Annotated in this window: 24 protein-coding genes; 14 read left to right on the top strand and 10 right to left on the bottom strand. The window is 62.3% G+C overall.

Annotation, left to right across the window (positions count from 1 at the left end; genetic code table 11):
• Position 1: 1 nt before the first annotated feature.
• The 4 genes from sdhA to PSV05_RS15090 form a co-directional block, all read right to left on the bottom strand.
• Positions 2 to 1,789: a succinate dehydrogenase flavoprotein subunit gene (gene sdhA / locus PSV05_RS10365; protein WP_300064819.1), complete on the bottom strand. Its 1,788-nt coding sequence runs from the start codon at positions 1,787 to 1,789 to the stop codon at positions 2 to 4.
• Positions 1,790 to 1,793: 4 nt separating this feature from the next.
• On the bottom strand, positions 1,794 to 2,198 hold the full coding sequence (gene sdhD, locus PSV05_RS10370; protein WP_300064822.1) for a succinate dehydrogenase, hydrophobic membrane anchor protein: 405 nt from the start codon (positions 2,196 to 2,198) through the stop codon (positions 1,794 to 1,796).
• Positions 2,195 to 2,620: a succinate dehydrogenase, cytochrome b556 subunit gene (gene sdhC, locus PSV05_RS10375; RefSeq protein WP_300064823.1), complete on the bottom strand. Its 426-nt coding sequence runs from the start codon at positions 2,618 to 2,620 to the stop codon at positions 2,195 to 2,197. Before sdhC ends, sdhD begins: the two co-directional genes overlap by 4 nt.
• Before the next feature lie 66 nt (positions 2,621 to 2,686).
• The gene (locus tag PSV05_RS15090; RefSeq protein WP_345782254.1) at positions 2,687 to 2,875 is read right to left on the bottom strand and encodes a DUF1674 domain-containing protein; all 189 of its coding nucleotides are present in this window, start codon (positions 2,873 to 2,875) and stop codon (positions 2,687 to 2,689) included.
• A gap of 27 nt (positions 2,876 to 2,902) precedes the next feature.
• Between PSV05_RS15090 and PSV05_RS10385 the strand changes: the two genes are divergently transcribed.
• Genes PSV05_RS10385 through PSV05_RS10395 form a run of 3 tightly spaced genes read left to right on the top strand, consistent with a single transcriptional unit; the run spans position 2,903 to position 6,998 of the window.
• Complete coding sequence (locus tag PSV05_RS10385; protein WP_300064824.1) at positions 2,903 to 3,769, top strand: folate-binding protein; 867 nt, start codon at positions 2,903 to 2,905, stop codon at positions 3,767 to 3,769.
• A gap of 41 nt (positions 3,770 to 3,810) precedes the next feature.
• Positions 3,811 to 4,644, top strand: coding sequence for a formate dehydrogenase accessory sulfurtransferase FdhD (fdhD, locus tag PSV05_RS10390; protein WP_300064826.1), 834 nt, complete (start codon positions 3,811 to 3,813; stop codon positions 4,642 to 4,644).
• Positions 4,641 to 6,998: an FdhF/YdeP family oxidoreductase gene (locus tag PSV05_RS10395; protein WP_300064828.1), complete on the top strand. Its 2,358-nt coding sequence runs from the start codon at positions 4,641 to 4,643 to the stop codon at positions 6,996 to 6,998. The genes fdhD and PSV05_RS10395 overlap by 4 nt, the downstream gene beginning before the upstream one ends.
• 6 nt (positions 6,999 to 7,004) lie before the next feature.
• Here PSV05_RS10395 and PSV05_RS10400 read toward each other — a convergent pair whose 3' ends face one another.
• The 3 genes from PSV05_RS10400 to PSV05_RS10410 form a co-directional block, all read right to left on the bottom strand.
• Positions 7,005 to 9,311: a thiamine pyrophosphate-dependent enzyme gene (locus PSV05_RS10400; RefSeq protein ID WP_300064830.1), complete on the bottom strand. Its 2,307-nt coding sequence runs from the start codon at positions 9,309 to 9,311 to the stop codon at positions 7,005 to 7,007.
• Between the two features lie 126 nt (positions 9,312 to 9,437).
• Positions 9,438 to 10,601: an acyl-CoA dehydrogenase family protein gene (locus PSV05_RS10405; protein WP_300064832.1), complete on the bottom strand. Its 1,164-nt coding sequence runs from the start codon at positions 10,599 to 10,601 to the stop codon at positions 9,438 to 9,440.
• A gap of 223 nt (positions 10,602 to 10,824) precedes the next feature.
• Positions 10,825 to 11,619 (bottom strand): glycine zipper 2TM domain-containing protein, encoded by a 795-nt coding sequence (locus tag PSV05_RS10410; RefSeq protein ID WP_300064834.1) that lies wholly within the window; start codon positions 11,617 to 11,619, stop codon positions 10,825 to 10,827.
• A 158-nt stretch (positions 11,620 to 11,777) separates the two neighbouring features.
• On the opposite strand from PSV05_RS10410, the gene PSV05_RS10415 reads away from it, so the two are divergent.
• Together PSV05_RS10415 and PSV05_RS10420 are read left to right on the top strand one after the other, a co-directional pair.
• On the top strand, positions 11,778 to 12,014 hold the full coding sequence (locus PSV05_RS10415) for a DUF6116 family protein (RefSeq protein WP_300064836.1): 237 nt from the start codon (positions 11,778 to 11,780) through the stop codon (positions 12,012 to 12,014).
• Positions 12,015 to 12,028: 14 nt separating this feature from the next.
• Positions 12,029 to 12,805, top strand: a complete 777-nt coding sequence (locus PSV05_RS10420) for a TatD family hydrolase (RefSeq protein ID WP_300064838.1) — start codon at positions 12,029 to 12,031, stop codon at positions 12,803 to 12,805.
• Between the two features lie 71 nt (positions 12,806 to 12,876).
• Here the strand turns inward: PSV05_RS10420 and PSV05_RS10425 are convergent, their stop codons facing one another.
• Positions 12,877 to 13,668, bottom strand: a complete 792-nt coding sequence (locus tag PSV05_RS10425) for a tRNA threonylcarbamoyladenosine dehydratase (protein WP_300064839.1) — start codon at positions 13,666 to 13,668, stop codon at positions 12,877 to 12,879.
• Between the two features lie 84 nt (positions 13,669 to 13,752).
• On the opposite strand from PSV05_RS10425, the gene PSV05_RS10430 reads away from it, so the two are divergent.
• The 5 genes from PSV05_RS10430 to PSV05_RS10450 all read left to right on the top strand — a co-directional run bounded on the left by PSV05_RS10430 (position 13,753) and on the right by PSV05_RS10450 (position 17,979).
• Positions 13,753 to 14,193, top strand: a complete 441-nt coding sequence (locus tag PSV05_RS10430; protein ID WP_300064841.1) for a hypothetical protein — start codon at positions 13,753 to 13,755, stop codon at positions 14,191 to 14,193.
• 243 nt (positions 14,194 to 14,436) lie between these two features.
• On the top strand, positions 14,437 to 14,895 hold the full coding sequence (locus PSV05_RS10435; protein WP_300065476.1) for a glycine zipper 2TM domain-containing protein: 459 nt from the start codon (positions 14,437 to 14,439) through the stop codon (positions 14,893 to 14,895).
• Between the two features lie 114 nt (positions 14,896 to 15,009).
• Positions 15,010 to 15,510, top strand: coding sequence for a DUF456 domain-containing protein (locus tag PSV05_RS10440; RefSeq protein ID WP_300064843.1), 501 nt, complete (start codon positions 15,010 to 15,012; stop codon positions 15,508 to 15,510).
• Between the two features lie 141 nt (positions 15,511 to 15,651).
• A complete protein-coding gene (gene cls / locus PSV05_RS10445; protein ID WP_300064845.1) occupies positions 15,652 to 16,917 on the top strand; it encodes a cardiolipin synthase in 1,266 nt (421 codons plus the stop codon).
• 21 nt (positions 16,918 to 16,938) lie between these two features.
• Complete coding sequence (locus PSV05_RS10450) at positions 16,939 to 17,979, top strand: mechanosensitive ion channel domain-containing protein (RefSeq protein ID WP_300064847.1); 1,041 nt, start codon at positions 16,939 to 16,941, stop codon at positions 17,977 to 17,979.
• 41 nt (positions 17,980 to 18,020) lie between these two features.
• Here PSV05_RS10450 and PSV05_RS10455 read toward each other — a convergent pair whose 3' ends face one another.
• Together PSV05_RS10455 and PSV05_RS10460 are read right to left on the bottom strand one after the other, a co-directional pair.
• On the bottom strand, positions 18,021 to 18,416 hold the full coding sequence (locus tag PSV05_RS10455; RefSeq protein WP_300064849.1) for a hypothetical protein: 396 nt from the start codon (positions 18,414 to 18,416) through the stop codon (positions 18,021 to 18,023).
• Positions 18,413 to 19,942 carry a fumarate hydratase gene (locus PSV05_RS10460; protein ID WP_300064851.1) on the bottom strand — a complete coding sequence of 510 codons (1,530 nt, stop codon included), beginning with the start codon at positions 19,940 to 19,942 and terminating at the stop codon, positions 18,413 to 18,415. The genes PSV05_RS10455 and PSV05_RS10460 overlap by 4 nt, the downstream gene beginning before the upstream one ends.
• Before the next feature lie 134 nt (positions 19,943 to 20,076).
• Between PSV05_RS10460 and PSV05_RS10465 the strand changes: the two genes are divergently transcribed.
• From PSV05_RS10465 to PSV05_RS10480, 4 genes are all read left to right on the top strand, one after another.
• Positions 20,077 to 20,574 (top strand): TerB family tellurite resistance protein, encoded by a 498-nt coding sequence (locus tag PSV05_RS10465; protein ID WP_300064853.1) that lies wholly within the window; start codon positions 20,077 to 20,079, stop codon positions 20,572 to 20,574.
• Positions 20,575 to 20,730: 156 nt separating this feature from the next.
• Positions 20,731 to 22,584: an ABC transporter ATP-binding protein gene (locus tag PSV05_RS10470; RefSeq protein WP_300064855.1), complete on the top strand. Its 1,854-nt coding sequence runs from the start codon at positions 20,731 to 20,733 to the stop codon at positions 22,582 to 22,584.
• 131 nt (positions 22,585 to 22,715) lie between these two features.
• Entirely contained in the window at positions 22,716 to 23,783 is a 1,068-nt protein-coding gene (locus PSV05_RS10475) for a PQQ-dependent sugar dehydrogenase (protein ID WP_300064857.1), read from the top strand.
• 37 nt (positions 23,784 to 23,820) lie between these two features.
• A complete protein-coding gene (locus PSV05_RS10480; protein ID WP_300064859.1) occupies positions 23,821 to 24,630 on the top strand; it encodes a ferredoxin--NADP reductase in 810 nt (269 codons plus the stop codon).

Below are 24,630 nucleotides of genomic sequence, written 5' to 3' on the forward strand. Positions count from 1 at the left end.
ATCAATAAACGCGCTGTTTCGGCGGCACGACTTCAACGTCGCTAGTGAGCGTGTACATGTGCACCGGGCGGTAGTCGATGCGCGTCTTGTCGTCATCATCAACCCAACACACGCTGTGCTTGTGCCAGTTGACATCATCGCGATCGGGGAAGTCCTCGCGCGCGTGTGCACCGCGTGATTCCTCGCGGTTCTCGGCCGACACAATCGTCGCCAGCGCCTGGCCCAGCAGGTTCTGCAGTTCCATCGTCTCGATCAAGTCCGAGTTCCACACCAGCGAACGGTCGGAGACCTTGACGTCGGCGAAGCTGGCCTTGATCTCGTGGATCGCCTTGACGCCATCGGCCAGGGTTTCGCCGGTGCGGAACACCGCCGCATCCTTCTGCATCGCGCGCTGCATGTTGATGCGGATCTGCGCAGTCGGGGTGTCGCCATGCGCGTTTCGCAGCGCATCGAGGTTCGCCAGCGACTTGTCGCAGGCATCGCCTGCAAGCGGCTTGTGCGGCGCGCCAGGCTTGATGGTTTCAGCACAGCGGTTGGCCACGGCGCGACCGAACACCACCAGGTCGAGCAGCGAATTGGAACCGAGGCGGTTCGCGCCATGCACCGACACGCAGGCGGCTTCGCCGATCGCGTAAAGCCCCGGCACCACGGCATCGGGGTTGCCGTTGTACAGCTGCACCACTTCGCCGTGGTAGTTGGTCGGGATGCCGCCCATGTTGTAGTGGACGGTTGGAATGACCGGGATCGGCTGCTTCTCGACGTCGACGCCGGCGAAAATCCGCGCGCTCTCGGAAATACCCGGCAACTTCTCGTGGACGTCGGCGGGGTTGAGATGGGTCAAGTCCAGGAAGAGGTGGTCCTTGTGCTCGCCGACGCCGCGGCCTTCACGGATTTCCAGCGTCATCGCGCGGCTGACCACGTCGCGCGAGGCGAGATCTTTTGCGTTCGGCGCATAGCGCTCCATGAAGCGCTCGCCCTCGCTGTTGCGCAGGATGCCGCCTTCGCCGCGCACGCCTTCGGTGATCAGGCAACCAGCACCGTAGATGCCGGTCGGGTGGAACTGCACGAACTCCATGTCCTGCAGGCCCAGCCCGGCGCGCAGCGCCATGCCGCCACCATCGCCGGTGCAGGTATGCGCCGAGGTCGCGCTGAAATACGCACGACCATAACCACCGGTAGCCAGCACCACGCCCTGGGCGCGGAACAGATGCAACGTGCCCTCGGCCATGTCCAGCGCAAGCACGCCACGGCAGGCGCCATCGGCATCCATGATCAGGTCGAGCGCGAAGTATTCGATGAAGAAACGCGCGTCGTGCGCCAGCGACTGCTGGTACAGCGTGTGCAGGATCGCGTGGCCGGTGCGGTCGGCCGCGGCGCAGGTGCGCTGGGCGATGCCCTTGCCGTAGTGGGTGGTCATGCCGCCGAATGGGCGCTGGTAGATCTTGCCCTCTTCGGTGCGGCTGAACGGCACGCCCTGATGCTCAAGCTCGATGATCGCCGGGATCGCTTCCTTGCACATGTACTCGATCGCGTCCTGGTCGCCCAACCAGTCCGATCCCTTGATGGTGTCGTAGTAGTGGAAGCGCCAGTCGTCCTCGCCCATGTTGCCGAGCGCGGCAGAAATGCCGCCCTGCGCGGCCACGGTATGCGAACGGGTCGGGAAGACTTTGGTGATGCAGGCAGTCTGCAAGCCCTTCTGGGCCAGCCCGAAGGTGGCGCGTAATCCAGCGCCGCCGGCGCCTACCACGATCATGTCGAAGGTATGTTCCTGGATATTGTATGCGGGCACGGAATCAGGCTCCCAGCGTAATGCGGATGACGGCAAGCACGCTGGCGATGGCCGCGAGTGCACAGACGAAAATGTTGGCAATGTGTGCCACGCCGGCCAGCGCCGGGGTGTGGACGTAATCCTCGATGACCACCTGCAGGCCAAGCTTGGCATGCCAGAACATCGCGATCAGGAACGCGACCAGGATCGTCGCATTCACCGTATCGCCCACGATCGCATGGGCGAGATCGTAACTGGCGCCGCCGAGCGACAGCAGCAGGCCGATCAGGTAAGCGCCCAGCAGCAACAGGACGATCGCGGTAATCCGCTGCCAGATGAAATGATCGGTGCCGGATTTTGCGGAACCAAGACCCACCGCCCGCTTCAGCGGCGTGCGCAGGTTTTCGTGGCGCTTCCAGTCATCGCTCATGGCTGCCCCCAATGCATCAGCACGATGACCCAAACCACGGCGAGAAGGACCACGCTGCCGATGATTGAAATCCAGCTGCTACGTATGAAGTCCGGGATCTCGAAGCCGTGGCCGGCATCCTGCACCAAGTGGCGCACGCCGTTGATGAGGTGATAGGCCAGCGCCCAGCTGAAGCCGAACAGGATGATTTTGCCGAACACCGAGCCCGCACCGGCAGCGAAGGTTTCCCAGCGTTCCGGACCGGATGCCAGCGCCACCAGCGCATACACCATTGCCAGGCCACCAAAAGCAAGGATCACACCAGTGATGCGATGCAGGATCGAGGTCACCATTTGCACCTGCCAGCTGTAGACCTGCAGGTGCGGGGACAACGGACGTTCGCGAACGCGCGGCTTCAATGCAGGAAAATCAGGGGCAGCCATGGGCGGTGCTCTCTCCATTCAAACTTGCGTCAGGACCTGCATCAAAACCACGGCTTCGCGCAGGTTCTAGAAGTCGATGCAACGGCCATTCTTCTCCCAATCCCCGTAACGCGTCGGATCGAGGCCTTCACGGCCACCGATTTCAGCGGTTGGGATCGCGTCCACAGCTGGACTGGCGCTGGGTTCCGGGTTCGGAACCGGCGCCTGCCCAGGCTCGGGACGGGGATCGGTTTGACCTATGATCGACGTATTCACAACCCCCTGAGTCTAAGTCCCACGCCCATGTCCCACAACCACGATCACATACTGGCACCTGACTTTGCCCTGCCCGAGCATGACATCCTTGCGTTGAAAGGCCCCGATGCCGTGACCTTCGCGCAAGCCCAGTTCATGAACGATGTCGGCGCCTTGGCCGATGGGCAGTGGCAATGGAATGGCTGGTTGACGCCAAAGGGCCGCGTGATCGCGCTGTTCGCGCTGCTCCGGCTGGAAGCGCAGACCCTGTGGCTGCTACTGCCCGATGTCACTGCAGGTGAACTCACTCCACTGCTGCAGCGCTATGTGTTTCGCAGCAAAGTCGCGCTGGCAAGCGTCGATACTTCGCTGTCCGCCGGATTCAGCGCGCCGCAGCATGCCGTGGGCGCTGCGTTCGCTGTCATCGACGACAGCCGGATCGAACTGGACATGGGCATCGAAGCTGGCCCGCGCCACTTGGTGATCGGTGGAACGCCGGCGCCCGAAGACCAGCAAGCCGCGGCGCGCTGGATGCAAGCTGATCTTGCCCACGGCCTGCCCCGTCTGCCTGCTTCACAACGCGAACAATGGACCCCACAACAGCTCTCGCTGGACCGGCTGCGCGCGTTCAGCGTAAAGAAGGGCTGTTATCCCGGCCAGGAAATCGTGGCGCGCACGCATTACCTGGGCCAGGTCAAGCGCGGTCTGGCGCTGTACGAGACGACTAGCGAAGCAGCATTCGAGGTCGCTGCCGGTAGTGAAGTCCACGCCGCAGCACGCAGCATCGGCAGCGTGGCCTGCGCAAGCGGAAACCTCGTGCTCGCCGTGATGCCGCTGGATGCGCCAACTGAAGGCCTGAGCGCGGCCGGCATCACCTTGCAGGCGCGGCCCTTGCTGGGCGGATTGGCCCGCTGATTGCTGACGCCAGTTGAACGCCACGGCGTTATCCTGCAGGCGTGAACGCACGACTTCGCGACAATGAGCCACCGCTGGGTACCGCCAGGCGCCAGGTGGAACAACGCTCGCGCGATGCTGTGCGCACCACTGTGGACACCATCGCCTGCGAAGTGCCGGTCGCCCTGCACTACAACGACGTCCCGTTCGCGGTGTTGATGGCAACTCCCTGTGATCTCGCCGACCTGACGCTTGGGTTCTCGCTGAGCGAGGCCATCATCGAAACCGGTGATGCCTGGCAGCTTGACGGGATCAAGGAAGAAATCGAAGGCTTCGTGGTCAACATGCGCATACCGGCCGAGCGCGCCGCAAGGCTGGCCCAGCGCAGCCGGCCACTGCCTGGCTATGGCGGCTGCGGGATCTGCGGCAGTGCATCGATCGAGGACGTCATGCGGATGCCCGTGGAGGTCTCAAGCCAGCTCAGTGTCGACGAGACATCCTTGCATCGCGCGCTGGATGCCCTGCACCGGCAACAGCCCTTGAATGCGGAAACCGGCGCAACCCATGCCGCTGGCTTCGCCAATGCACGCGGCGAGTTGCTGCTGGTGCGCGAGGACGTCGGTCGCCACAACGCGCTGGACAAGCTCATCGGTGGCTTGCACGGCAACAACATCCCCACGGGCGACGGCTTCGCGATCACCACCAGCCGCGCCAGCTATGAGTTGGCGATGAAATCCGCACAGGTCGGCATTCCGCTGCTGGCCGCGATTTCTGCACCGACTACGCTGGCGATTGCCCTGGCGCAGTCCACCGGCCTGGGACTGGTCGGTTTCGCCCGCGACGCCCAGTGCGTGGTCTATGCGCATCCACAGCGATTGAGGCGCAGCACGCCATGAGCGAAAAACCCGTGACCGACGAAGTCGAAATCAAGCCTTACGACGGTCCCGCCGGCGGCTGGCCTGCGCTGCGCAGCGTTGCCGCCCACTTGCTGCATCAGGACGTGGCATTAATTGGCGCGAAAACCCTGCTCAACGTCAACCAGCCGGACGGGTTTGATTGCCCCGGCTGCGCGTGGCCGGATCGCGAACACACCTCGACCTTCGAGTTCTGCGAGAACGGTGCCAAGGCGGTCGCGTTCGAGGCCACTGCACGCCGTGCCGGGCCCGGGATGTTCGCGAAATATTCGGTCACCGAGCTGGCGCGCTACAGCGACCATTGGCTGGAAGATCAAGGCCGGTTGACGAACCCGCTTCGCTACAACGCGGCAACCGATCATTACGAAGTAATCAGCTGGGATACAGCCTTCACCTTCATAGCAGCGCAGCTCAATGCACTGGCATCGCCGGACGAGGCGATCTTCTACACCTCCGGGCGCACCAGCAACGAGGCCGCGTTCCTGTACCAGTTGTTCGTACGCCAGTTCGGCACCAACAATTTCCCGGACTGCTCGAACATGTGTCACGAGCCGTCCGGCTTCGCGCTCGGCGCGCAGCTGGGCACCGGCAAGGGTACGGTCTCGCTGTCGGATTTCGAGCAGGCCGATTTGATTTTGGTGTTCGGGCAGAATCCCGGCACCAACCATCCGCGCATGCTCGGTGAACTGCGACGGGCGGTGAAGCGCGGCGCCAGCGTGCTCGCCTTCAATCCGTTGCGCGAACGCGGGCTGGAGTGCTTCGCCGATCCGCAGGATGCGCTGGAAATGCTGCATGGGGGATCGACCAGGATTGCCTCGGATTATTACCAGCTGCGCATCGGCGGCGATCTCGCTGCGATCAGCGGCATCATCAAGCACGTGCTGGAACGCGGGGCGCAGGCGCATGCCGATGGCCAGCCGGAACTGCTCGATGAAAGTTTCATCGACACACATACCGATGGCTTCGATGCGCTGCGCACAAGCATCGAGGCCACAGAGTGGCGCGACATCGAAACCGAATCCGGCATGCATGAAGCGCGCCTGCGCGATGCCGGCGAGCGCTTCCTGCGCGCTGATCGAGCCATCGTGTGCTGGGGCATGGGCATCACCCAACACACCCGCTCGGTGGCGACCATCCAGATGCTGGTCAACCTGATGCTGCTGCGCGGCCACATCGGCCGTCCCGGTGCCGGCATCTGCCCGGTGCGCGGGCACAGCAATGTGCAGGGCGACCGCACCATGGGCATTCACGAGCAGCCCTCGGCTGCCTTGCTGGATCGCCTGCAGCAGGTGTTCGGATTCGATCCGCCGCGCGCCCACGGCGTGGACACCGTCGGCGCGATCGAAGCGATGCGCGATGGCAAGGCCAGCGTGTTCTTCGCAATGGGCGGCAACTTCGCCACTGCCACACCCGATACCGAAGCAACCCACGCCGCACTTCGCAACTGCACGCTGACCGTGCACGTGGCGACCAAGCTCAACCGCAGCCACCTCGTTCATGGTTGCGATGCGCTGATCCTGCCATGCCTGGGCCGCACCGAGATCGACCGGCAGGCCAACGGCCCGCAAGCGGTGACGGTCGAGGATTCGATGAGCATGGTGCATCTATCGGCAGGCCGGAACGAACCGGCCTCGCCTGAACTGCTGTCCGAGCCCGACATCGTGGCGCGGCTGGCACAGGCCACGCTGGGCAAACGCAGCGACACGCCGTGGCGCTGGCTGGTGGAGGATTACGACCGTATCCGCGACCAGATCGCGCGGGTGTTCGAGGATTTCCATGACTTCAACAAGCGCGTGCACGTACCCGGCGGCTTCCGCCTGCCCAACAGCGCAGGCGCGCGCGAATGGCGTACTGAAACCGGCAAGGCGCGTTTCCTCGCGCACACCCTGTTGAAGACACAGGATTCGATACCAGCAGGCGATTCACGCGGGCACGTATTCACCCTGACCACGGTGCGCTCGCACGATCAGTACAACACCACGATCTACGGCCTGCACGACCGCTATCGCGGCGTGCACAACGAGCGCCGCGCGTTGTTCATCCATGCCGACGATATCGCCATGCTGGATCTTGAGGCCGGCCAGCGCGTAGACATCGAAAGCATTGCAAACGACGACTCGCGCCGCTGGGTGCGCGGCTTCCTGCTGGTGGCCTACGACATCCCGCGCGGATGCCTGGCCGCCTACTACCCGGAAACCAATGCGCTGGTCCCGTTGGACAGCTTCGCCGAACACGCGCGCACGCCGGCCAGCAAGGCAATAACCGTGGCATTGCATCGACATGACGAAACGACGGCCAGCCAGCCACGCGACATCCAGGCGGCCATCGTTGCTTGACGAATATTAGTAGGCAGCAGGTTTCCCAGCAGCCAACACATCCGCTGCGGCGACGATGTCTTCGTCCTTCGGAATGACCAGAAACGCAGCACCCGCCAGCGGCGTGTAGGTATCCACGCCGACCACGCGTCGCCCGGGCTTGCCGCCCAGCCCGGCTTCGGTAATCGCGGTGATCACGCCCTCGCCGATGCCGGCACTGTGGCGCCCTTCATCGACCACCAGGATGCGCGCGCATTCCCTTGCATGTTTGGCGATCGCCTTCTCGTTCAGCGGCACCAGCCAGCGCAGGTCGACCACGCGCACTTTCCAGCCATGCTTGTCCTCGATCGCGCGCGCCGCACGCAGGCTCATCGGCATGCCGTTGCCGAAGCTGAAGATCACGCAGTCACTGGCATCCGGGTTGTAGACACGCTCCTCACCCAGCACCAGTGCCTGGTCGGGCGCCGGGTACTCGGTAAGCCACTGGCCGTCGCCAGGCTCGTATAGGTCCTTGGTCATGTACAGCGCGATCGGTTCCAGGAACACGCTGACCCGGCCATCGACCTTGCCCAAAGCGGCCAGCGTACGCAGCATCATCGCCGCGTCGTCGCCACGCGAAGCGCAGCCGACCACCAGTCCGGGAATATCACGCAGCGCGGTGATCGAATTATCATTGTGGAAATGCCCGCCAAAGCCGCGCTGGTAACCCAGGCCCGCGATGCGCACGACCATCGGGTTGCGGAACTGGTCGTTGCTGAAGAACTGCAGGCTGGCCGCCTCGCCGCGGATCTGGTCGATTGCGTTGTGCAGATAGGCCAGGTACTGGATCTCCGGGATCGGCAGCATGCCCAGATTGGCAAAACCCTGGGCCATTCCCAGGATCATGGTTTCGTCCAGCAATGTGTTGAATACGCGGCGGTTGCCGAACGCCTTGTGCAGGCCCTTGGTCACCGTATATACGCCACCCTTTTGGGCCACGTCTTCGCCGAACAGCAACGTCTCCGGATACTTGGCGAACAGGTCGTGCAAGGCCTGGTTGATCTGGATGGCGAGATGCCGTGGCGGCAGTTTCTCGGGCAGTTTATCCTCGCTGCCGAATGCCTTGATCCGCGCCTCCGGCGATGCAGCGCGCGTGGCTTCAGCCTGCACCTTGTCCGGCGTGTACGGCGCCAGCGGCGCGATGACATCTGCGAGCCTTTCGAGTTTCGGCCGGCGGTCGGCATCCTCGGCGGCGGCAAAACAGCGCGCACGGGTGGCTTCGTACAGCGCGAGGATTTCGTCTTTGGACATCAACCCGGATTCCAGCGCGATCATCGCGCTGCGCAGCAGCGGATCGCTCGCTTCGACCCGGCACAGTTCGTCGATGTTGCGCCATTCGATCTCGAAGTCGGTGCCAGCGTGGCCCATGATCCGGGTCGTGCGCAGGTGCAGGAAGGTCGGCCGCCGGGTCATGCGGCAGTGTTCGACGGCCTTGCGCACGCGCCCGTAACCATCGGCCAAGTCCAGTCCATCGGCCTGGAAATAATCCAGCCCGCGGCGCATCGAGAAGTTCTGTGCAATCCAGTCGTCCGGCGTCTTCACCGAGATGCCGATGCCATTGTCTTCGCACACGAACAGGACCGGCGCCGGCAGCTTCTGATAGGCGATATATGCAGCGGCATTGAAAGCGGTCTGCGCGCTGGCATGGTTGGACGAGGCATCGCCGAAAGAACAGATCGAGATGCTGTCCTCGGGAATCGGCGAGGCATGCCCGATCCGGCGCGCCTGCTCGATCGCCAGTGCGGTGCCTAGTGCCTTGGGTAGGTGCGAAGCAATGGTCGAAGTCTGCGGCAACACCCACAACGGTTTGCTGCCCCAGACCTTGTGCCGGCCACCCGAGGCCGGGTCGTCCTTGCACGCAGCGAAGCTCAACGCGGAATCCATCACCGGATCGCGTGGCTTTCCATCAGCGCCGGGTAACTTGCGGAAGCGCTCCGCCATGAAACCGCCGCTGCGGTAATGCAGGAACGCCGGGTCGGTATGCCGCGTCGCGCGCGCTACCATCGCGTTGCCTTCGTGGCCGCTGGAACCAATCGTGTAGAAGACCTTGTTTTGCACGCGCAGCACGCGCGCCATCAGGTCCAGGTGACGGCTGACCAGTTGCGATTCGAACAGCTCGCGAAAGCCCCGCGCATCCAGCGCACTGCCCTCCAGGATCGCTTCGCCAGGTGCAGGCTTGCAGTCCGACGCACCGTTCCAGGCCTTCACGAACTCGCTGAAATTGACGTCGCAGATCTCGGCGCGGTTGAGCCCCTTCATGCGTGCGGGGATCGGATCGGGAACGGTGGCGAACATGGCGGCCTTTGGTGAGGCGGATATCAACCCGCCAAATGTCGATTCAGAATACGATTCAAGCGCCGCCAGATAGCATCGGCAACGCGGGTCGGGACCCCTACCCTAACCGGCTACTGGCGCTTGAACTCAGAATGCGTTGATACCAGTCAATTCGCGGCCGATCACCAACTGGTGCACGGTTTCCGTGCCTTCGTAGGTAATCACCGATTCCAGGTTCAGCGCGTGGCGGATCGCGGCGTGTTCGGTGGTGATGCCGGCGCCGCCGAGAAGGTCGCGGCATTCGCGCGCGATGTCGATCGCCATCCGGCAGTTGTTCCACTTGGCCAGCGATACCTGCGCCGGCTGCATCGTGCCTGCGTCCTTGAGCCGACCCAGTTGCAACGCCAGCAACTGCGCCATGGTAATCCGGCGGGCCATGTCGGCCATCTTGATCTGCGCTGATTGCGTGGCCGCAACCGGACGGTCGAACAGGATGCGTTCCTTGGTGTAGTTCAACGCCTCGTCCAGGCAGGCGATGGCAGCACCGATCGGGCCCCAGGTAATGCCGTAGCGGGCCTGGGTCAGGCAGCCCAGCGGCCCCTTGAGGCCTTTCACGTTCGGCAGGCGGTTGGCTTCCGGCACGCGCACATTGTCGAAGAACAGCGCGCTGGTGACCGATGCGCGCAGGCTCATCTTCTTGTGGATTTCCTGCGCGCTGAAACCGGCGAAATCCTTTTCGACCACGAAGCCCTGGATGCCATCGTCGGTATGCGCCCACACAATCGCGATGTCAGCCAAATTGCCGCTGGTGATCCACATCTTGGAACCGTTGAGGATCCAGTCGGCACCATCGCGCTTGGCATGGGTCTTCATGCTGGCCGGGTCGGAACCACCGCTTGCTTCGGTCAGGCCGAAGCAGCCGATCACCTTGGCCGCAGCCATGTCCGGCAACCAGCGCTGACGCTGTTCCTCGGAACCGTAGGCGTAGATCGGGTACATGCACAACGAACTCTGCACGCTGACAAAACTGCGAATGCCGGAATCACCGCGTTCAAGTTCCTGGCAGATCAGGCCGTAGCAGACGCCGTTGAGTCCACCGCCGCCGTACTGTTCCGGCAGCGAGGAGCCCAACAGGCCCAGCTCGGCGATTTCGGGAACCAGTTCCTTCGGGAAGCGGCCTTGGTCGAAGGCATCGCCGATGATCGGCAGCACGCGTTCGTCGGTGAAGCGCGCCACGGTGTCCTGCACGGCGCGCTCCTCTTCGGACAGCAGTGAGCGGACGTCGTACAGATCGTAGGGATGCAGGGCCATCGCGGACTCGAGGTGCCAAGGGAGACGCCCATTGTATCGGGCTGGCCGGGCACGGGGCAGACCGTGAAATTGCGAACGGGCGCTGTCGGATGGTTCGATCTGACGAACCTTTCCGACGAAACGACCAACTGTCAAACCACAGGTCAATTCCACGACCCCATAGAGCAACGGGGCCGGATCGCTCCGGCCCCGTCTGGGCAGACCACGGCTGGTACGACCGCAATCAACCGTTCGGTTTGCCCTCGACCGCTGCGACCTGGGTCACCACCTGCCCGTCGATCACCGGTAATTGCGAGCCGGGCCTTTCGTCCATGCGCACGGTATGCGTGCGCCCATCCAGGCGGTAGCTCACGTCATAACCGATCGTGCGCTCGCCATCGCCAAGCGCAATCCGCTTGCCCGGCTTGGACTCGGTACGCATGCTGCCGGTAGTGCCATCGGGATTACGATAGGTCACGTTCCAGGCCACGGTCTGCGAGGACGTCGACGATGAATTCACCGTGCGGCAGCGGCGGTCGGTGCGGTTCACCACCTGGCCGCCCACATGATTGCGATCGACACGATTGCCGATGAAGCCGCCTGCAACAGCACCGCCGACGGTCGCGGCCTTCTTGCCGTTGCCGCCACCGACCTGGTTACCGACCAAGCCGCCGATGATGGCGCCAGCCACCGTACCGCCGACGTTGCCGTCGCGTTCGGGCAAGCGCTCGCTGACCACCACGTCCTCACAGACCTGCTGCGGGGTGGAGGTGGTGTTGGACACGCGCACGGGTTCGGTGCCGATCACAGTGGCATACAGCGGTTCACGCTCAGTGACCGGCTTCACATCGACGACCTGGGCGTACTCGACCCGACCAGATGCTGGCACCGCACCATCCATTGGCATCCGTTCAACGGAAGTTGAAGACAACGCAGTGTCGTTGGATTGCGCGTGATCACGACTATTGATGTAGCCCGCAGTGGCTACGCCACCCACCAGCAATGCTCCGAGTGCGATGGCCAATGTATTGTTTTTCATGTCGTGCTCCTGCATCGGGCGTTTCCCCTGCTGGGCCGATCACAACACGATAAAACTGAATCGTTCGGGAGTTCGCACGAATTCAAAGGGCGACGTTCACGTATGTGCAGGCTGCGTGCATGCTAGTTTTTCGAGCCACGCCTACCTTTGATACCGTCATGCTCAATCCACTGCTCGCTCCACTCCTGCGTTTCTTCGGGCGCCTGAGCTATCCGCGCCTGTTCGTATTGACGGCGGCCTTGTTTGCGCTGGATGTCGTCATTCCCGATTTCATTCCATTCGCTGACGAGATCCTGCTCGGTCTTGGCACTTTGTTGCTGGCCAACTGGAAGAAGCGCAAGGAGCCGGTTGCATCAGACAAGCCACCGATCGACAGCGAGTCCAGTGGACACTGACATGCGGCCATCTCGTGCAACTCGTTGACAGCCATTGCCATTTCGATGTCGCCGGGTTCGACGATGATCGCGCCGAAGTGCATGCGCGCGCCATGGCGGCAGGTGTCACCCGGCAAGTCGTTCCGGCCATCGATGCGGCCGGCTGGCCCAGGCTGAAACAGGTCTGTATGCAATTCCCCGGTCTGTATCCGGCTTACGGACTGCATCCGATGTACCTCGAAGCGCATCGGAAGGAAAATCTCGACGAACTGAGGCTGTGGATCGAACGCGAGCGGCCAGTGGCCGTCGGCGAATGCGGCCTGGATTTCTTCATCGAAGGACTCGATGTTGACGCGCAGCAGCTTTATTTCGATACCCAGTTGCGGCTGGCGCGCGAGTTCGAGCTCCCGGTGATCATCCACGCACGCCGTGCGGTGGATGCGGTGATCGCATCGATCCGCCGGATCGGCGGCCTGCGTGGCGTGATCCATAGCTTCCCCGGCAGCCAGCAACAGGCAGCGCAACTGCACGGGCTCGGGTTCCTGCTTGGGATCGGCGGACCAGTGACGTACGAACGCGCCAACAAGCTACGTAGCGTGGTAGCAACGGTTCCTCTGGACCAGCTCTTGTTGGAAACCGATGCGCCGGACCAACCCGGCGCCAGCCATCGCGGCCAGCGCAACGAGCCCGCTCATCTGGTCGAAGCGCTGGATGTGGTTGCCGGGTTGCGCGGGATGGCCAGAGAAAAACTCGCCGCCGTGACGACATTTAATGCGGAGCGGCTGTTTGGATTGCCATCCACTGTCCCGTAGGAGCGCCCGTTCGGGCGCGATATGGAATTTGTGCAATATGGATCACGCCCGAACGGGCGCTCCTACATGCATTACGGCTTCGGCTTCAACAACATCTCCAGCGCCTTGCCGACTGCCGCGAAGGCGAATGCGCCGGTGACATGGGTGGCCGCGCCCAATCCCGCGCCGCAATCCAGCTTGAGCGCAGCGTCTTTATCCAGTTTCGGGCGGACGCCGCAGACGCTGCCATCGGCTTGCGGATAGCGCACGTTCTCCAGCGAATACACCGCCGGCACGCCGAAGTAGCGGTCGTGGTTTTTCGGGAAGTTGAACTCGCCGCGCAGCTTCCTGCGGATCAGGGACAGCATCGCGTCGTGCTCAGTGCGTGACAAGTCGCGTACCCGGATCTGGGTGACATCGCTGCGCCCGCCTGCGGAGCCGACCGTGATGATCGGCTGCTTGCGCCGGCGGCAATATGCAATCGCCTCGACCTTGCTGCGGAAGCTGTCGCAGGCGTCCAAAACCAGGTCGAAGCCGCCACCCAGCACCTCGTCCAGGTTGCCAGGGGTCAGGAACCTTGCCTGCAGGTCCAACGTGATCTCGGGATTGATCGCGCGACAACGCTCGCCCATGGCCTCAACCTTGGCCTGGCCGTAATGACCTTCCAGTGCCGGCAATTGGCGGTTGGTATTGGATACGCACAGGTCATCGGCATCGACCAGGGTCAGTTTGCCGATGCCGCTGCGGGCGAGTGCCTCCACCGCCCATGAACCAACCCCGCCAATGCCGATCACCGCGACGTGGCAGGCGGACAGGCGCGTCAGCGCGCCCTGCCCATACAGGCGGTCAACGCCGGCGAATCGATCTGTCCATGTTTTTTCCATTTGCCGATTTTAGCCGTCCATTCCGGCGCTGCACGGCATGCTATCGTTCCTCATAATCGCCCTGCCTACGATCACGGAGCCACCATGTCATCGCCAGATCCCAACCGTCGCCCCTCCAATGCCGGCCGTTACCTGTTCATGCTTGTACTGGGCCTGGCGCTTGGCGCCATCGCCACGGTGATGCTGCTGCGTACGCTGGAAGCACGCAAGGATCATTTCCCCACTTCGCTGATGCAGGTGCAGGACTGGCATATGAAGCAGCTCAGTGCCGACGTAAAGCAGAACCGCTGCAACGCCACCGACATCCTGCCGCACCTGCAAGCGCTGAGGATGACGGCCACCGATATCGATGTCGCGTTCCCTGACCTGCGCGAGGACAAGCGTTTCGGCACGGCGAGTTCCGACATGCGCGCGACGATGGACAAGATCATCGCCAATCCGCCATTGACCTGTGAAGGCGTGGGTGCGGCGATGAAGGAGATCGGCCAGTCGTGCAAGGGCTGCCATCAGGATTTCAAGAACTGATTTCTTCGGTTTGATCAAGCTTCAACTGCAACGGCCCGCATCGCGGGCCGTTGCTTTTTACACCGTGTGGACATCGGTGAATCGACCGTAACCGGTTGTTACGGTTCTCATGCATCATCGCTCAGCGTTCATGCTGGGCGGGCTAGGGTCGATACGAGTCGCGGCTGCGTCGCCCGGCCTTCCTTCCCTAAAACCGCATGGAGCCACCCGATGAACGTCCCGACCAAGATCCGCAGCAATCCCATGCACATCCTCGGTGCCGCGACCCTCGCCATCGGGCTCTCGTTTGCCGCCGGCTGCGCGAGTACCGGCCAGGGCTATTCCTCGGGTGGCAATTACAACTCCGGCAACTCTGGCAATTACGGCAACTGCTACGACTGCGGCACCGTGACCAAGATTGAAGGTGCAGGCAACGGCACGAAAGGCGCGGTGATCGGCGGAATTCTCGGTGCGGTCGTAGGCCATGAGGTTTCGGCGCATACCGGCGGCAGCTCTGGCAACCAGAACATCTCGACCGTGGCAGGCGCTGCCGCGGGCGCAGTCGCAGGCAATGCAATCGCCAAGAACCGTTTCGATAGCGGCTACGTTGTCCACGTGCGGATGAACGATGGCCGCATGATTTCGGTCAACCAGGCGGATTTGAGCGGTATTCGCGAAGGTTCGCGGGTACGCATCAGCAACGGTCGCGCCTATGCGCAGTAAGGCCAGCTAAAGCAACTTCCTATTTCAACGGCCCGCATCGCGGGCCGTTTTGTTTGGCTCACTGGAATTGACTCAGAATGAGTCTCGCAACCCCACACCCACCCACGAGCCCGCATGGATTCATCCGCGCTGTTTTACCTGATTGCCGCCGCCCTGATTCTGATCGGGCTGATCGGCACGGTCTTGCCCGCCCTGCCCGGATTGCCGTTGGTGTTCGCTGGCATGCTGCTCGCGGCCTGGGCAGGTGGTTTCGAGCAGGTCGGCATTCCGATGCTGGTGGTGCTGGGCGTGTTGACGCTGGTGTCGCTGGTTGTGGACTTCTGGGCGACAGCACTCGGCGCCAAGCGCGTCGGGGCGAGCCGCAAAGCGATTATCGGTGCGATGTTGGGCACGTTCCCCGGCTTGTTCTTCGGGCCGCTCGGCCTGCTGCTCGGCCCTTTCGTGGGCGCGCTGGTGGGCGAACTGTTGCACCGGCGCAGACTTGGCGGTTCTGATCTGGGCGATGCCGCAAAGATCGGCTTCGGTACCTGGCTCGGAATCCTGTTCGGCGTGGTGCTCAAGCTGGGGCTGGCATTCGCGATGCTAGGCCTGTTCGCGCTCGCATGGTGGCTTTGAGGTCGCAAAAGACATACGCGAAGGCATGGCCATTCACGCCATGCTGAATGGCCATCTGGCATCCTGCCAACAACGTCCTGCCTGTAGTGCAGGATCGAATCGGATCGAGACCGAATGCCCATCCGCTGGAGCCGCCGCCGCATGAGCTGGACGATTGTTGTCACTGTTTTGCTGACCTTGCTGGCAGCTGCGCTGGCGATGAATTTCAAGACCCCCGAGAAGCAGCTCGAGCGCAAGATCGAGCATCGCTACCCGGTGTCCGATCCCCAGTTCCGCCGTGAAATGGGCGTACTGCTCGGCCCCGGCATCCTTCCTGGCAATCGCGTCACCGACCTTGAGAACGGTGGAGAGATTTTTCCCGCGATGCTGGAAGCGATCCGTGCCGCGCGCACCAGCATCACGCTTGAAACTTATATCTACTGGTCGGGCGACATCGGCCAACGATTCGCCGATGCGCTGTGCGAGCGCGCGCGCGCCGGTGTCAAGGTCAAGCTGATGGTGGACTGGGCTGGCAGCATCAAGATGAAGGATTCCATGCTTGCGCGGATGCGCGATGCGGGCGTTGATGTGCAGCAATACCGTCCACTGCGCTGGTACAACATTGGTCGCCTCAACAATCGCACCCATCGCAAGCTACTGGTGGTGGATGGGCAGATCGGCTTCACCGGCGGGGTCGGCATCGCCGACCAGTGGGAAGGCAATGCGCAGGATCCCGAGCATTGGCGCGACATGCATTTCCGTATCGAAGGACCTGTCGTCGCGCAGATCCAGGCCGCCTTCAACGACAATTGGATCAAAACCACCGGTGTGGTTCTCAATGGCGAAGAATATTTCCCGCCTTTGCATCCGGTTGGCGACATGGATGCACACATGTTCGTGGCCTCGCCCGCCGGCGGTAGCGAAAGCATGCACCTGATGTACCTGATGTCGATCGCCGCCGCGCAGCGCACGATCGACCTGGAAGCCGCTTATTTCGTGCCCGATGAACTTGTAATCAAGGCACTCGTGGCTGCGCGCCATCGCGGCGTGCGCGTGCGCGTGATCGTCCCGGGCGAACACATCGATTCCGAGACAGTGCGGTTCGCGTCGAAGGCCAATTGGGGCGAGTTGCTGCTCGCTGGGGTAAAGATTTACGAATATCAGCCGACGATGATGCATAACAAATTATTGATCGTCGACGGCGCCATGACATCGGTGGGCTCGACCAACTTCGACGTGCGCTCGTTCCGGCTCAACGACGAAGCAAGCCTGAACATCTATGGCCATGAGTTCGCCGAGCGGATGACCGACGTGTTCGAAAGCGACCTAAAGCCGACCGTGGAATTCAGCTACACGATGTGGAAAAAACGGCCATTGACCGAGAAGCTGGTCGAGAAATTCGTGCTGCCGATCAGGTCGCAACTCTGAATGCCTGCACTCCTCCTTTTCATGACCTCCCTGAAACCGGTCGCACTCCCAGCCTTGCCGAGCGGCGACTTGTCCGACCGCTTCGCCACCGCCCTCTACCAGGTGCAGACCAAACTGGTTGCGTTGGCGGCGAGCGCGCCGTTGTTGCTGGTCGCCCTCGCCATCGTGCTGGCCTCGCTATGGCTGGGTGGCCTGATCAGCCGCCACCTGCTCATCCTGAACCGGCTGAGCCAGCGCAATCCCTATCTGGACGGTCTACTGCGCGGCATCGTCAAGACATTGATCGTGCTTGCCGGCGTGCTGGTGGCACTGGACCTGCTGGGTGCAACCTCGCTGGTCGGCGCCGTACTAGGATCGGCAGGTGTGATCGGGCTGGTGCTCGGCTTTGCGTTCAAGGACATCGCCGAAAACTATGTCGCCGGTATCCTGCTGAGCCTGCGCAAACCTTTTTCACCCGGCGATACCGTGCGGGTCGAAGGGCACGAGGGCAAGGTCGTTGCGCTTACCTCGCGCGCCACCGTACTGATGACGATCGAGGGCAACCACCTGATGTTGCCGAACGCGCTGGTGTTCAAATCCGTGCTGCTCAACTTCAGCCGCAATCCCAAGCGGCGCTTCGAATTCGAACTGGATCTCAATGCCGGCGCTTCGCTGCATGGCGCGATGGATACCGGAATTTCTGCGCTTGCCTCGATGGAAGGCGTGCTTGCCGAGCCTGCCCCCGCCGCACTGATCCTGGAAATTCCCAGCGGTGGCGCTCGACTGCAGTTCGTCGGCTGGATAGACCAGTCCCACAATGACCTGGCCAGGACCCGTAGCGAGGCATTGCGCCGCGTATTCAAGTCATTGCAGGCCGCCGGCATGGCACCGGCGGTACAGGTACAACATGTGCGGCTGGAACACAGCGACGAGAATGCCACGCGGCATGTGCATGAAACCGAAACCGAACGCGACACCTCGGTCGACCACGCGCTGGATGCGCAACTGGGGCAGGCCCGAAGCGAAGAAAGCAGCAGCGACCTGCTCAAGCATGCCACGACCGGCAACGAACCACCGCCCTGAATCAATTGCCGCGGTTCTATTGCCCCGATCAACCGCGCCAGTCAATCACCAAAAATCAGCCAATGTCGGGCTTCGACTTCATGGCTGAACACACGTGCCTTGATGCCGCGTTCCAGGCACAGGATTTCACCGAATTCGGCGCCTTGAATGTCCTCGCGCAGCTCGACGAAGGCAACCCGCATATCGGCCAAGTTCATCTCGGAAATAGCATCGATCACCACCTCGATTCCGGCCTGATCGACGGTTGAACGCAAATCCTCCAGCACCATCAAGCGCTTGCTTTTGGTGGCTTCGCACTCAGCGGCCAGGATCTGCCACATCGCCAGCGACACCTCCAGCGAATCGGTGCCGTCGAACACATACGCACGCAGGTAATCCGGGTGCTGGTCGTAACAGATGCGGAATCCCGGGCCCGGCACGACCCATGTATTGCTCATGCCAGCACCAACGGAATACTGCCCGTCGTATTCGCGATCCTGGCCTTCCACTCGCGTGGGCCGGTTTCATGCACCGACGTGCCCAGCGAATCGACTGCAACGGTCACCGGCATGTCCTGCACGGTGAATTCGTAGATGGCCTCCATGCCGAGATCGGCAAAGCCGACAACTTTCGCTGCCTTGATCGCCTTGGACACCAGGTAAGCCGCGCCGCCGACTGCCATCAGATAGGCGGAGCCGTGCCTGCGGATCGCATCAATCGCGACCGGGCCTCGCTCGGCCTTGCCGACCATGCCCAGCAGGCCGGTCTGTTCAAGCAACTGCTCGGTGAACTTGTCCATGCGCGTCGCGGTGGTCGGGCCGGCCGGGCCAACGACTTCGTCGCGCACCGGATCGACCGGTCCAACGTAGTAGATGAAACGTCCGCGCAGGTCGACCGGCAACGCCTCACCCTTGCCGAGCATGCCGACAATGCGTTTGTGCGCGGCGTCACGCCCGGTCAGTAGCTTGCCGTTGAGCAGCAAAGTCTCGCCCGGTTTCCAACTGGAAAGATCTTCTTTGGTCAGCGTGTCCAGGTCGACGCGGCGCCCTTTCGATGCATCGTAAGTGAGCTTTGGCCAGTCCTCGAGCGACGGCGGCTCCAGCATCACCGGGCCGCTGCCATCGAGGGTGAAATGAGCATGGCGAGTCGCCGCGCAATTCGGGATCATCGCCACCGGCAGGTTGGCGGCATGGGTCGGATAGTCCTTGACCTTGATGTCGAGCACCGTGGTCAGCCCGCCCAGGCCCTGCGCGCCGATGCCCAGCGCATTGACCTTGTCGAACAATTCCAGCCGCAGTTCCTCCGCGCGGTTCGATGCACCACGCGCTTGCAGGTCGGTGATGTCGATGGGCTCCATCAGCGATTCCTTGGCCAGTAGCATCGCCTTCTCTGCGGTGCCGCCGATGCCGATGCCGAGCATGCCCGGCGGACACCAGCCGGCGCCCATGGTCGGCACCGTCTTCAACACCCAGTCGACGATGGAATCGGACGGATTGAGCATCGCGAACTTGGACTTGGCCTCGCTGCCGCCGCCCTTCGCCGCCACGATCACCTCGACCGTATTGCCGGGCGCGACCTTCATATTGACCACGCCTGGCGTGTTGTCCCCGGTGTTGATGCGCTTGCCGGCCGGATCGGTCAGAATGCTTGCACGCAGCTTGTTGTCCGGGTGGTTGTAGGCGCGGCGCACGCCTTCGTGGACCATGTCTTCCACGCCCATCGTGGCATCGTCCCAGCGCACGCTCATGCCGATTTCAAGGAACACGGTGACGATGCCGGTGTCCTGACAGATCGGGCGGTGGCCTTCGGCGCACATCCGCGAATTGATCAGGATTTGCGCGATCGCGTCCTTGGCCGCGGGCGACTGTTCGCGCTCGTAGGCGGCGGACAGGCTGCGGATGTAATCGACCGGGTGGTAATAGCTGATGTACTGGAGGGCGTCTGCGACCGATTGGATCAGATCTTCCTGCTTGATGGCTGTCACGGATTGGACTGACTGGGCTCGGGGGAGGCCAATAATAGCGCCATGGTCTTTTCAGCAGGCCTCCGGTAGCGCAGGATGGGCACTCAACCAATCAGTTCAACCAATTAGATCGACTAAAACAGGGGAAGTCGCTCATGAGTGGCAACGATGCATCCACGCGATTTGATGGCTTTGGTGGCGCACTACTCGATATCCGCCTGCTGCTGACCGACCTGTTGGGCCTGGGCAAGCCAGATCCCGAAAAACAGATGGTGATCGAAGTGTTCTTCGGCATGATGGGCTATCTGGCCAAGGCAGACAGGCTGGTGAGCAGCCATGAATCCAATCTTGCCAACACCCTGATGGACGAAATCGACCTCTCGCTGGCTGCCCGGCGCATCGCGATGGAGTCCTTTGATCGCGGCATGCGCAAGGACATCCACATCAATGCCGAACTACTGCGTTTCACTGACGTGCATAAAGCTGGCTCGTCCGAAGCCGAGCGCTTGCACAATGTGCTGGTGCGCCTCGTGGTATCCGATGGGCGCCTGAACCCGGCCGAATACGACTTGATGAAACAGATTGGCCAGGACCTGGGCATTCCTGTCGAAACCCTGGATGCCAAGCTGGCGGAATACACGCTCAAGCGCTGAGCGCCCGCGTCGTCCACGCAATCGGCCACGACCTGCCGCCGGTTGCGTAATGCGGCCTCTACATTGCGTCACAGCGACAACCTGTTGTTAGTCACGATGACTGTTCACGTCAGTGGCGCACGATAATCACTCCCGATATTCGCGCACAATTGGCAGATGTCGCCACCCCTGCCCGCTTACCAGATGAACATGCGCCAGCGCTTCAGCGCGATGCGCAACATCCCGCCGTTCCTGCGCGAGATCTGGGGCACCAGCAAGCCGATGACGCTGGCCTCGATCGGCATCCGGCTGATCCGCGCATTTCTGCCGATCGCCACGCTGTACATCGGCAAGCTCATCATCGACGAAGCCGTGCGCCTGCTCGGGCTTGGCGTCGAACATGAACTGAGCGCCGCGTGGCAGGCCGGGCAACTTGATCACCTGCTTACGCTGCTGGGCCTGGAATTCGGCCTGGCGATCCTTGCCGACCTGCTTGGCAGGCTAGTCGGTTACGTCGACACGTTGCTGTCCGAGCGCTTCACCAATGCAACCAGCATCCGCCTGATGGAGCACGCAGCCACGCTTGACCTCGAGGATTTCGAGGATGCGGAGCTGCAGGACAAGCTGGATCGCGCGCGCAGGCAGACCATGGGGCGGATGAACCTGCTCAGCCAATTGTTCGGGCAGGCCCAGGACGTCATCACGGTCATCAGTTTTGCCGTCGGGCTGCTGGCGTATGCGCCGTGGCTGATGCTGCTGCTGGCAGTGGCACTGATCCCGGCCTTCATCGGCGAGTCGCACTTCAATGCGCTGAATTACGCGCTCAACTTTCAATGGACGCCAGAGCGCCGACAGCTCGAGTACTTGCGTCAAATGGGCGCCAGCGTGGACACCGCGAAAGAAGTCAAGATCTTCAACCTCAATCGCTTCTTCATCGAGCGTTTTCGCTTCCTGTCCGACAAGTTCTACGCGGGCAACAAGGTACTCGCCGGAAAACGCGCGTTATGGGGCACGTTGCTGGCGGCGCTGGGCACGCTGGGCTATTACATCGCCTATGCCTATATCGCCTGGCGCACGGTGCGCGGCGATTTCAGCATCGGCGACCTGACCTTCCTGGCCGGCAGTTTCCGTCGCCTGCGCCAGTTGCTGGAAAGCCTGTTGAGCGGGTTTTCGCAAGTCGCGAGCCAAGCGTTGTATCTCGATGACCTGTATTCGTTTTTCCAGATCAAGCCGGACATCCGCAGCAAGCCGGATGCAATTCCGGTGCCGAAGCCGATCCGCAGCGGCTTCGTGTTCGACAACGTCGGTTTCAAATACGAAGGCGCCGAACGCTGGGCGCTGCGTGGCGTGGATTTCGAATTGCATGCCGGCGAAGTGCTCGCATTGGTCGGTGAGAACGGCGCCGGCAAGACCACCCTGGTCAAGCTGCTGGCGCGCCTGTACGACCCCGACGAAGGCCGCATCCTGCTGGATGGCCGTGATCTGCGCGACTACGACATGGAGGACCTGCGTGCCAACATAGGGGTGATCTTCCAGGACTTCGTGCGTTACCACCTGACCGCAGCGGAGAACATCGGTGTCGGCCAGATCGATGCGATGTACGACCGCGAGCGCATCGAACAGGCCGCGCGCCGGGGCATGGCCGATGAAGTGATCGCCGAGTTGCCGAAGGACTATGACCAGATCATCGGCCGCCGCTTCAAGGATGGCGTGGACCTGTCCGGCGGGCAGTGGCAGAAAATCGCGATTGCGCGGGCCTACATGCGCGATGCGCAGGTGATGATCCTGGACGAACCGACTGCGGCGCTGGATGCGCGCAGCGAATTCGAAGTGTTCGAACGCTTCAAGGAACTATCCGACAACCGCACTGCGGTGCTGATCAGCCATCGCTTTTCCAGCGTGCGCATGGCCGACCGCATCCTGGTGCTCGCCGATGGCAAGGTAGAGTCCAGCGGTACCCACGAACAACTGCTGGCGCAAGGCGGCCGCTACGCGGAACTGTTCGAATTGCAGGCCTCTGGTTATCGCTGAAAGAAACGACTGAAGGAGTACGAGAAATGCGAGTCATGCTTGCTTGGATTCTCTGTATCGGCAGCACGTTTGCATTGAATGCGTGTGCGCAATCCGCTTCACCGGCAACGGACACGCCAGCAGTTGCCGCAGTGCCCACGACATCCACAGATAGCCAGGTGCAGGTCATTGCCAGCGGTCTGGAGCATCCGTGGTCGGTTGCGCTGCTTGCAGACGGCAGCTTCCTGGTCACCGAGCGGCCAGGCCGACTGCGCCGGGTAAGCGCCGAAGGCAAACTCTCGGCGCCGATCAGCGGCGTGCCCGAGGTCTTCGCGCAAGGCCAGGGCGGATTGCTGGATGTCGTGCTGGATCCCGATTTCGCCCACAACCAGCGCATCTGGCTCAGCTTCGCCGAACCCGGGGAGGGCGGCACTGCTGGCACCGCAGTGGCTATGGCAACGCTCGGCACCGATAGCCTGACGGATGTGCACGTCATCTACCGGCAGTTGCCCAAGCTCGAGAGTCCCAACCACTTCGGCTCACGCATTGCGTTTGATCACAATGGCCACGTGTTCATCAGCCAGGGCGAGCGCAACCAGAAAGACCTCGCGCAGGATCTCGAAGTGCTGCAGGGAAAACTGATCCGCTTGAACGTCGATGGCACTCAGCCAAGCGACAATCCGTTTGCCGCCAGCCCCGGTGTGCGCAAGGCGATCTGGAGCTACGGGCATCGCAACATGCAGTCGCTGGCCATTGATCCACGCACCGGCACATTGTGGGAAGGCGAACACGGACCGCGCGGTGGCGACGAGGTCAACCTTCCAGCGGCCGGCAAGAATTACGGATGGCCGATCATCAGCAATGGCATGGACTACGCGACCAACCGGCCATATGCACAGACCATTGGTATGTCCAAACCCGGCATGGAATCGCCGTATCACTTCTGGCAAAAATCGCCGGGGATCAGCGGCATGGCGTTCCTGGTCGACCATCCAGGCAACTCCTGGAACAACAGTCTGTTCATTGGCGCATTGGCCGACCGAAACCTGATCCGCTTGCAACTGGATGGCGACCGCATCGTGAGCGAAGAGCGCCTGCTGACTGACTTGGGCGAGCGGATTCGCGATGTCCGGGTTGGCGCGCATGGCAGCGTTTATGTGCTGACCGATGCCGAAAATGGCCAGCTGCTTCGGCTTGAAGCGCCGGGTGTCGTAAAATAAGCGGCTGACCCGCCCACCTTAGACGCCCCCACAGCGCATGGCCTCCCCCTTCGGCACCGAAACGGTGCTCGACGTCCGTCACTGGACGGACTCGTACTTCAGTTTCACCACCACCCGCGATGACGGTTTCCGCTTCGACAACGGCCAGTTCGTGATGATCGGGCTGGAGGTCGAGCAGGAAGACGGTTCGCGCAAGCCGCTCATGCGCGCGTATTCGATCGCCAGTGCAAACTGGGAAGAGCAGCTCGAATTCTTCAGTATCAAGGTCGCGAATGGCCCACTGACCTCGCGCCTGCAGCATATCCAGCCGGGCGACACGATCCTGATTGGCCGCAAGCCGACCGGGACCCTGCTGATCTCCGACCTGCATCCGGGCCGCAACCTGTACCTGCTGGGTACCGGAACCGGGCTGGCGCCGTGGCTGGCGGTAATCAAGGATCCGGAAACCTACGAGCGCTTCGACAAGGTGATCCTCTGCCACGGCGTGCGTGGCGTGGGCGACCTGGCCTATCGCGATTACATCGAACGCGAGCTACCCCACCACGGCCTGCTGGGCGAGGTGATCCGCGACAAGCTGATGTACTACCCGACGGTCTCGCGCGAAGACTTCCGGCATGCCGGGCGCAACCACCGCGGCCGCATCACCCAGCAGCTGGACAGCGGCCATATCAACGAAGTGCTCGGGCTGGAACCACTGGATGCCACCCGCGACCGCGCGATGATTTGCGGCAGTCCGCAGATGCTGGCCGATTTCCGCGCCATCCTTGACGCGCGCGGATTCAGCCCGGCACCGCGCATTGGAACAGCCGGCGAATACGTGTTCGAGCGTGCCTTCGTCGAAAAGTAG

Origin of the sequence: Thermomonas sp. (assembly GCF_029945965.1) — a bacterium.
In the GTDB taxonomy this organism is placed as follows: Bacteria; Pseudomonadota; Gammaproteobacteria; order Xanthomonadales; family Xanthomonadaceae; genus Thermomonas.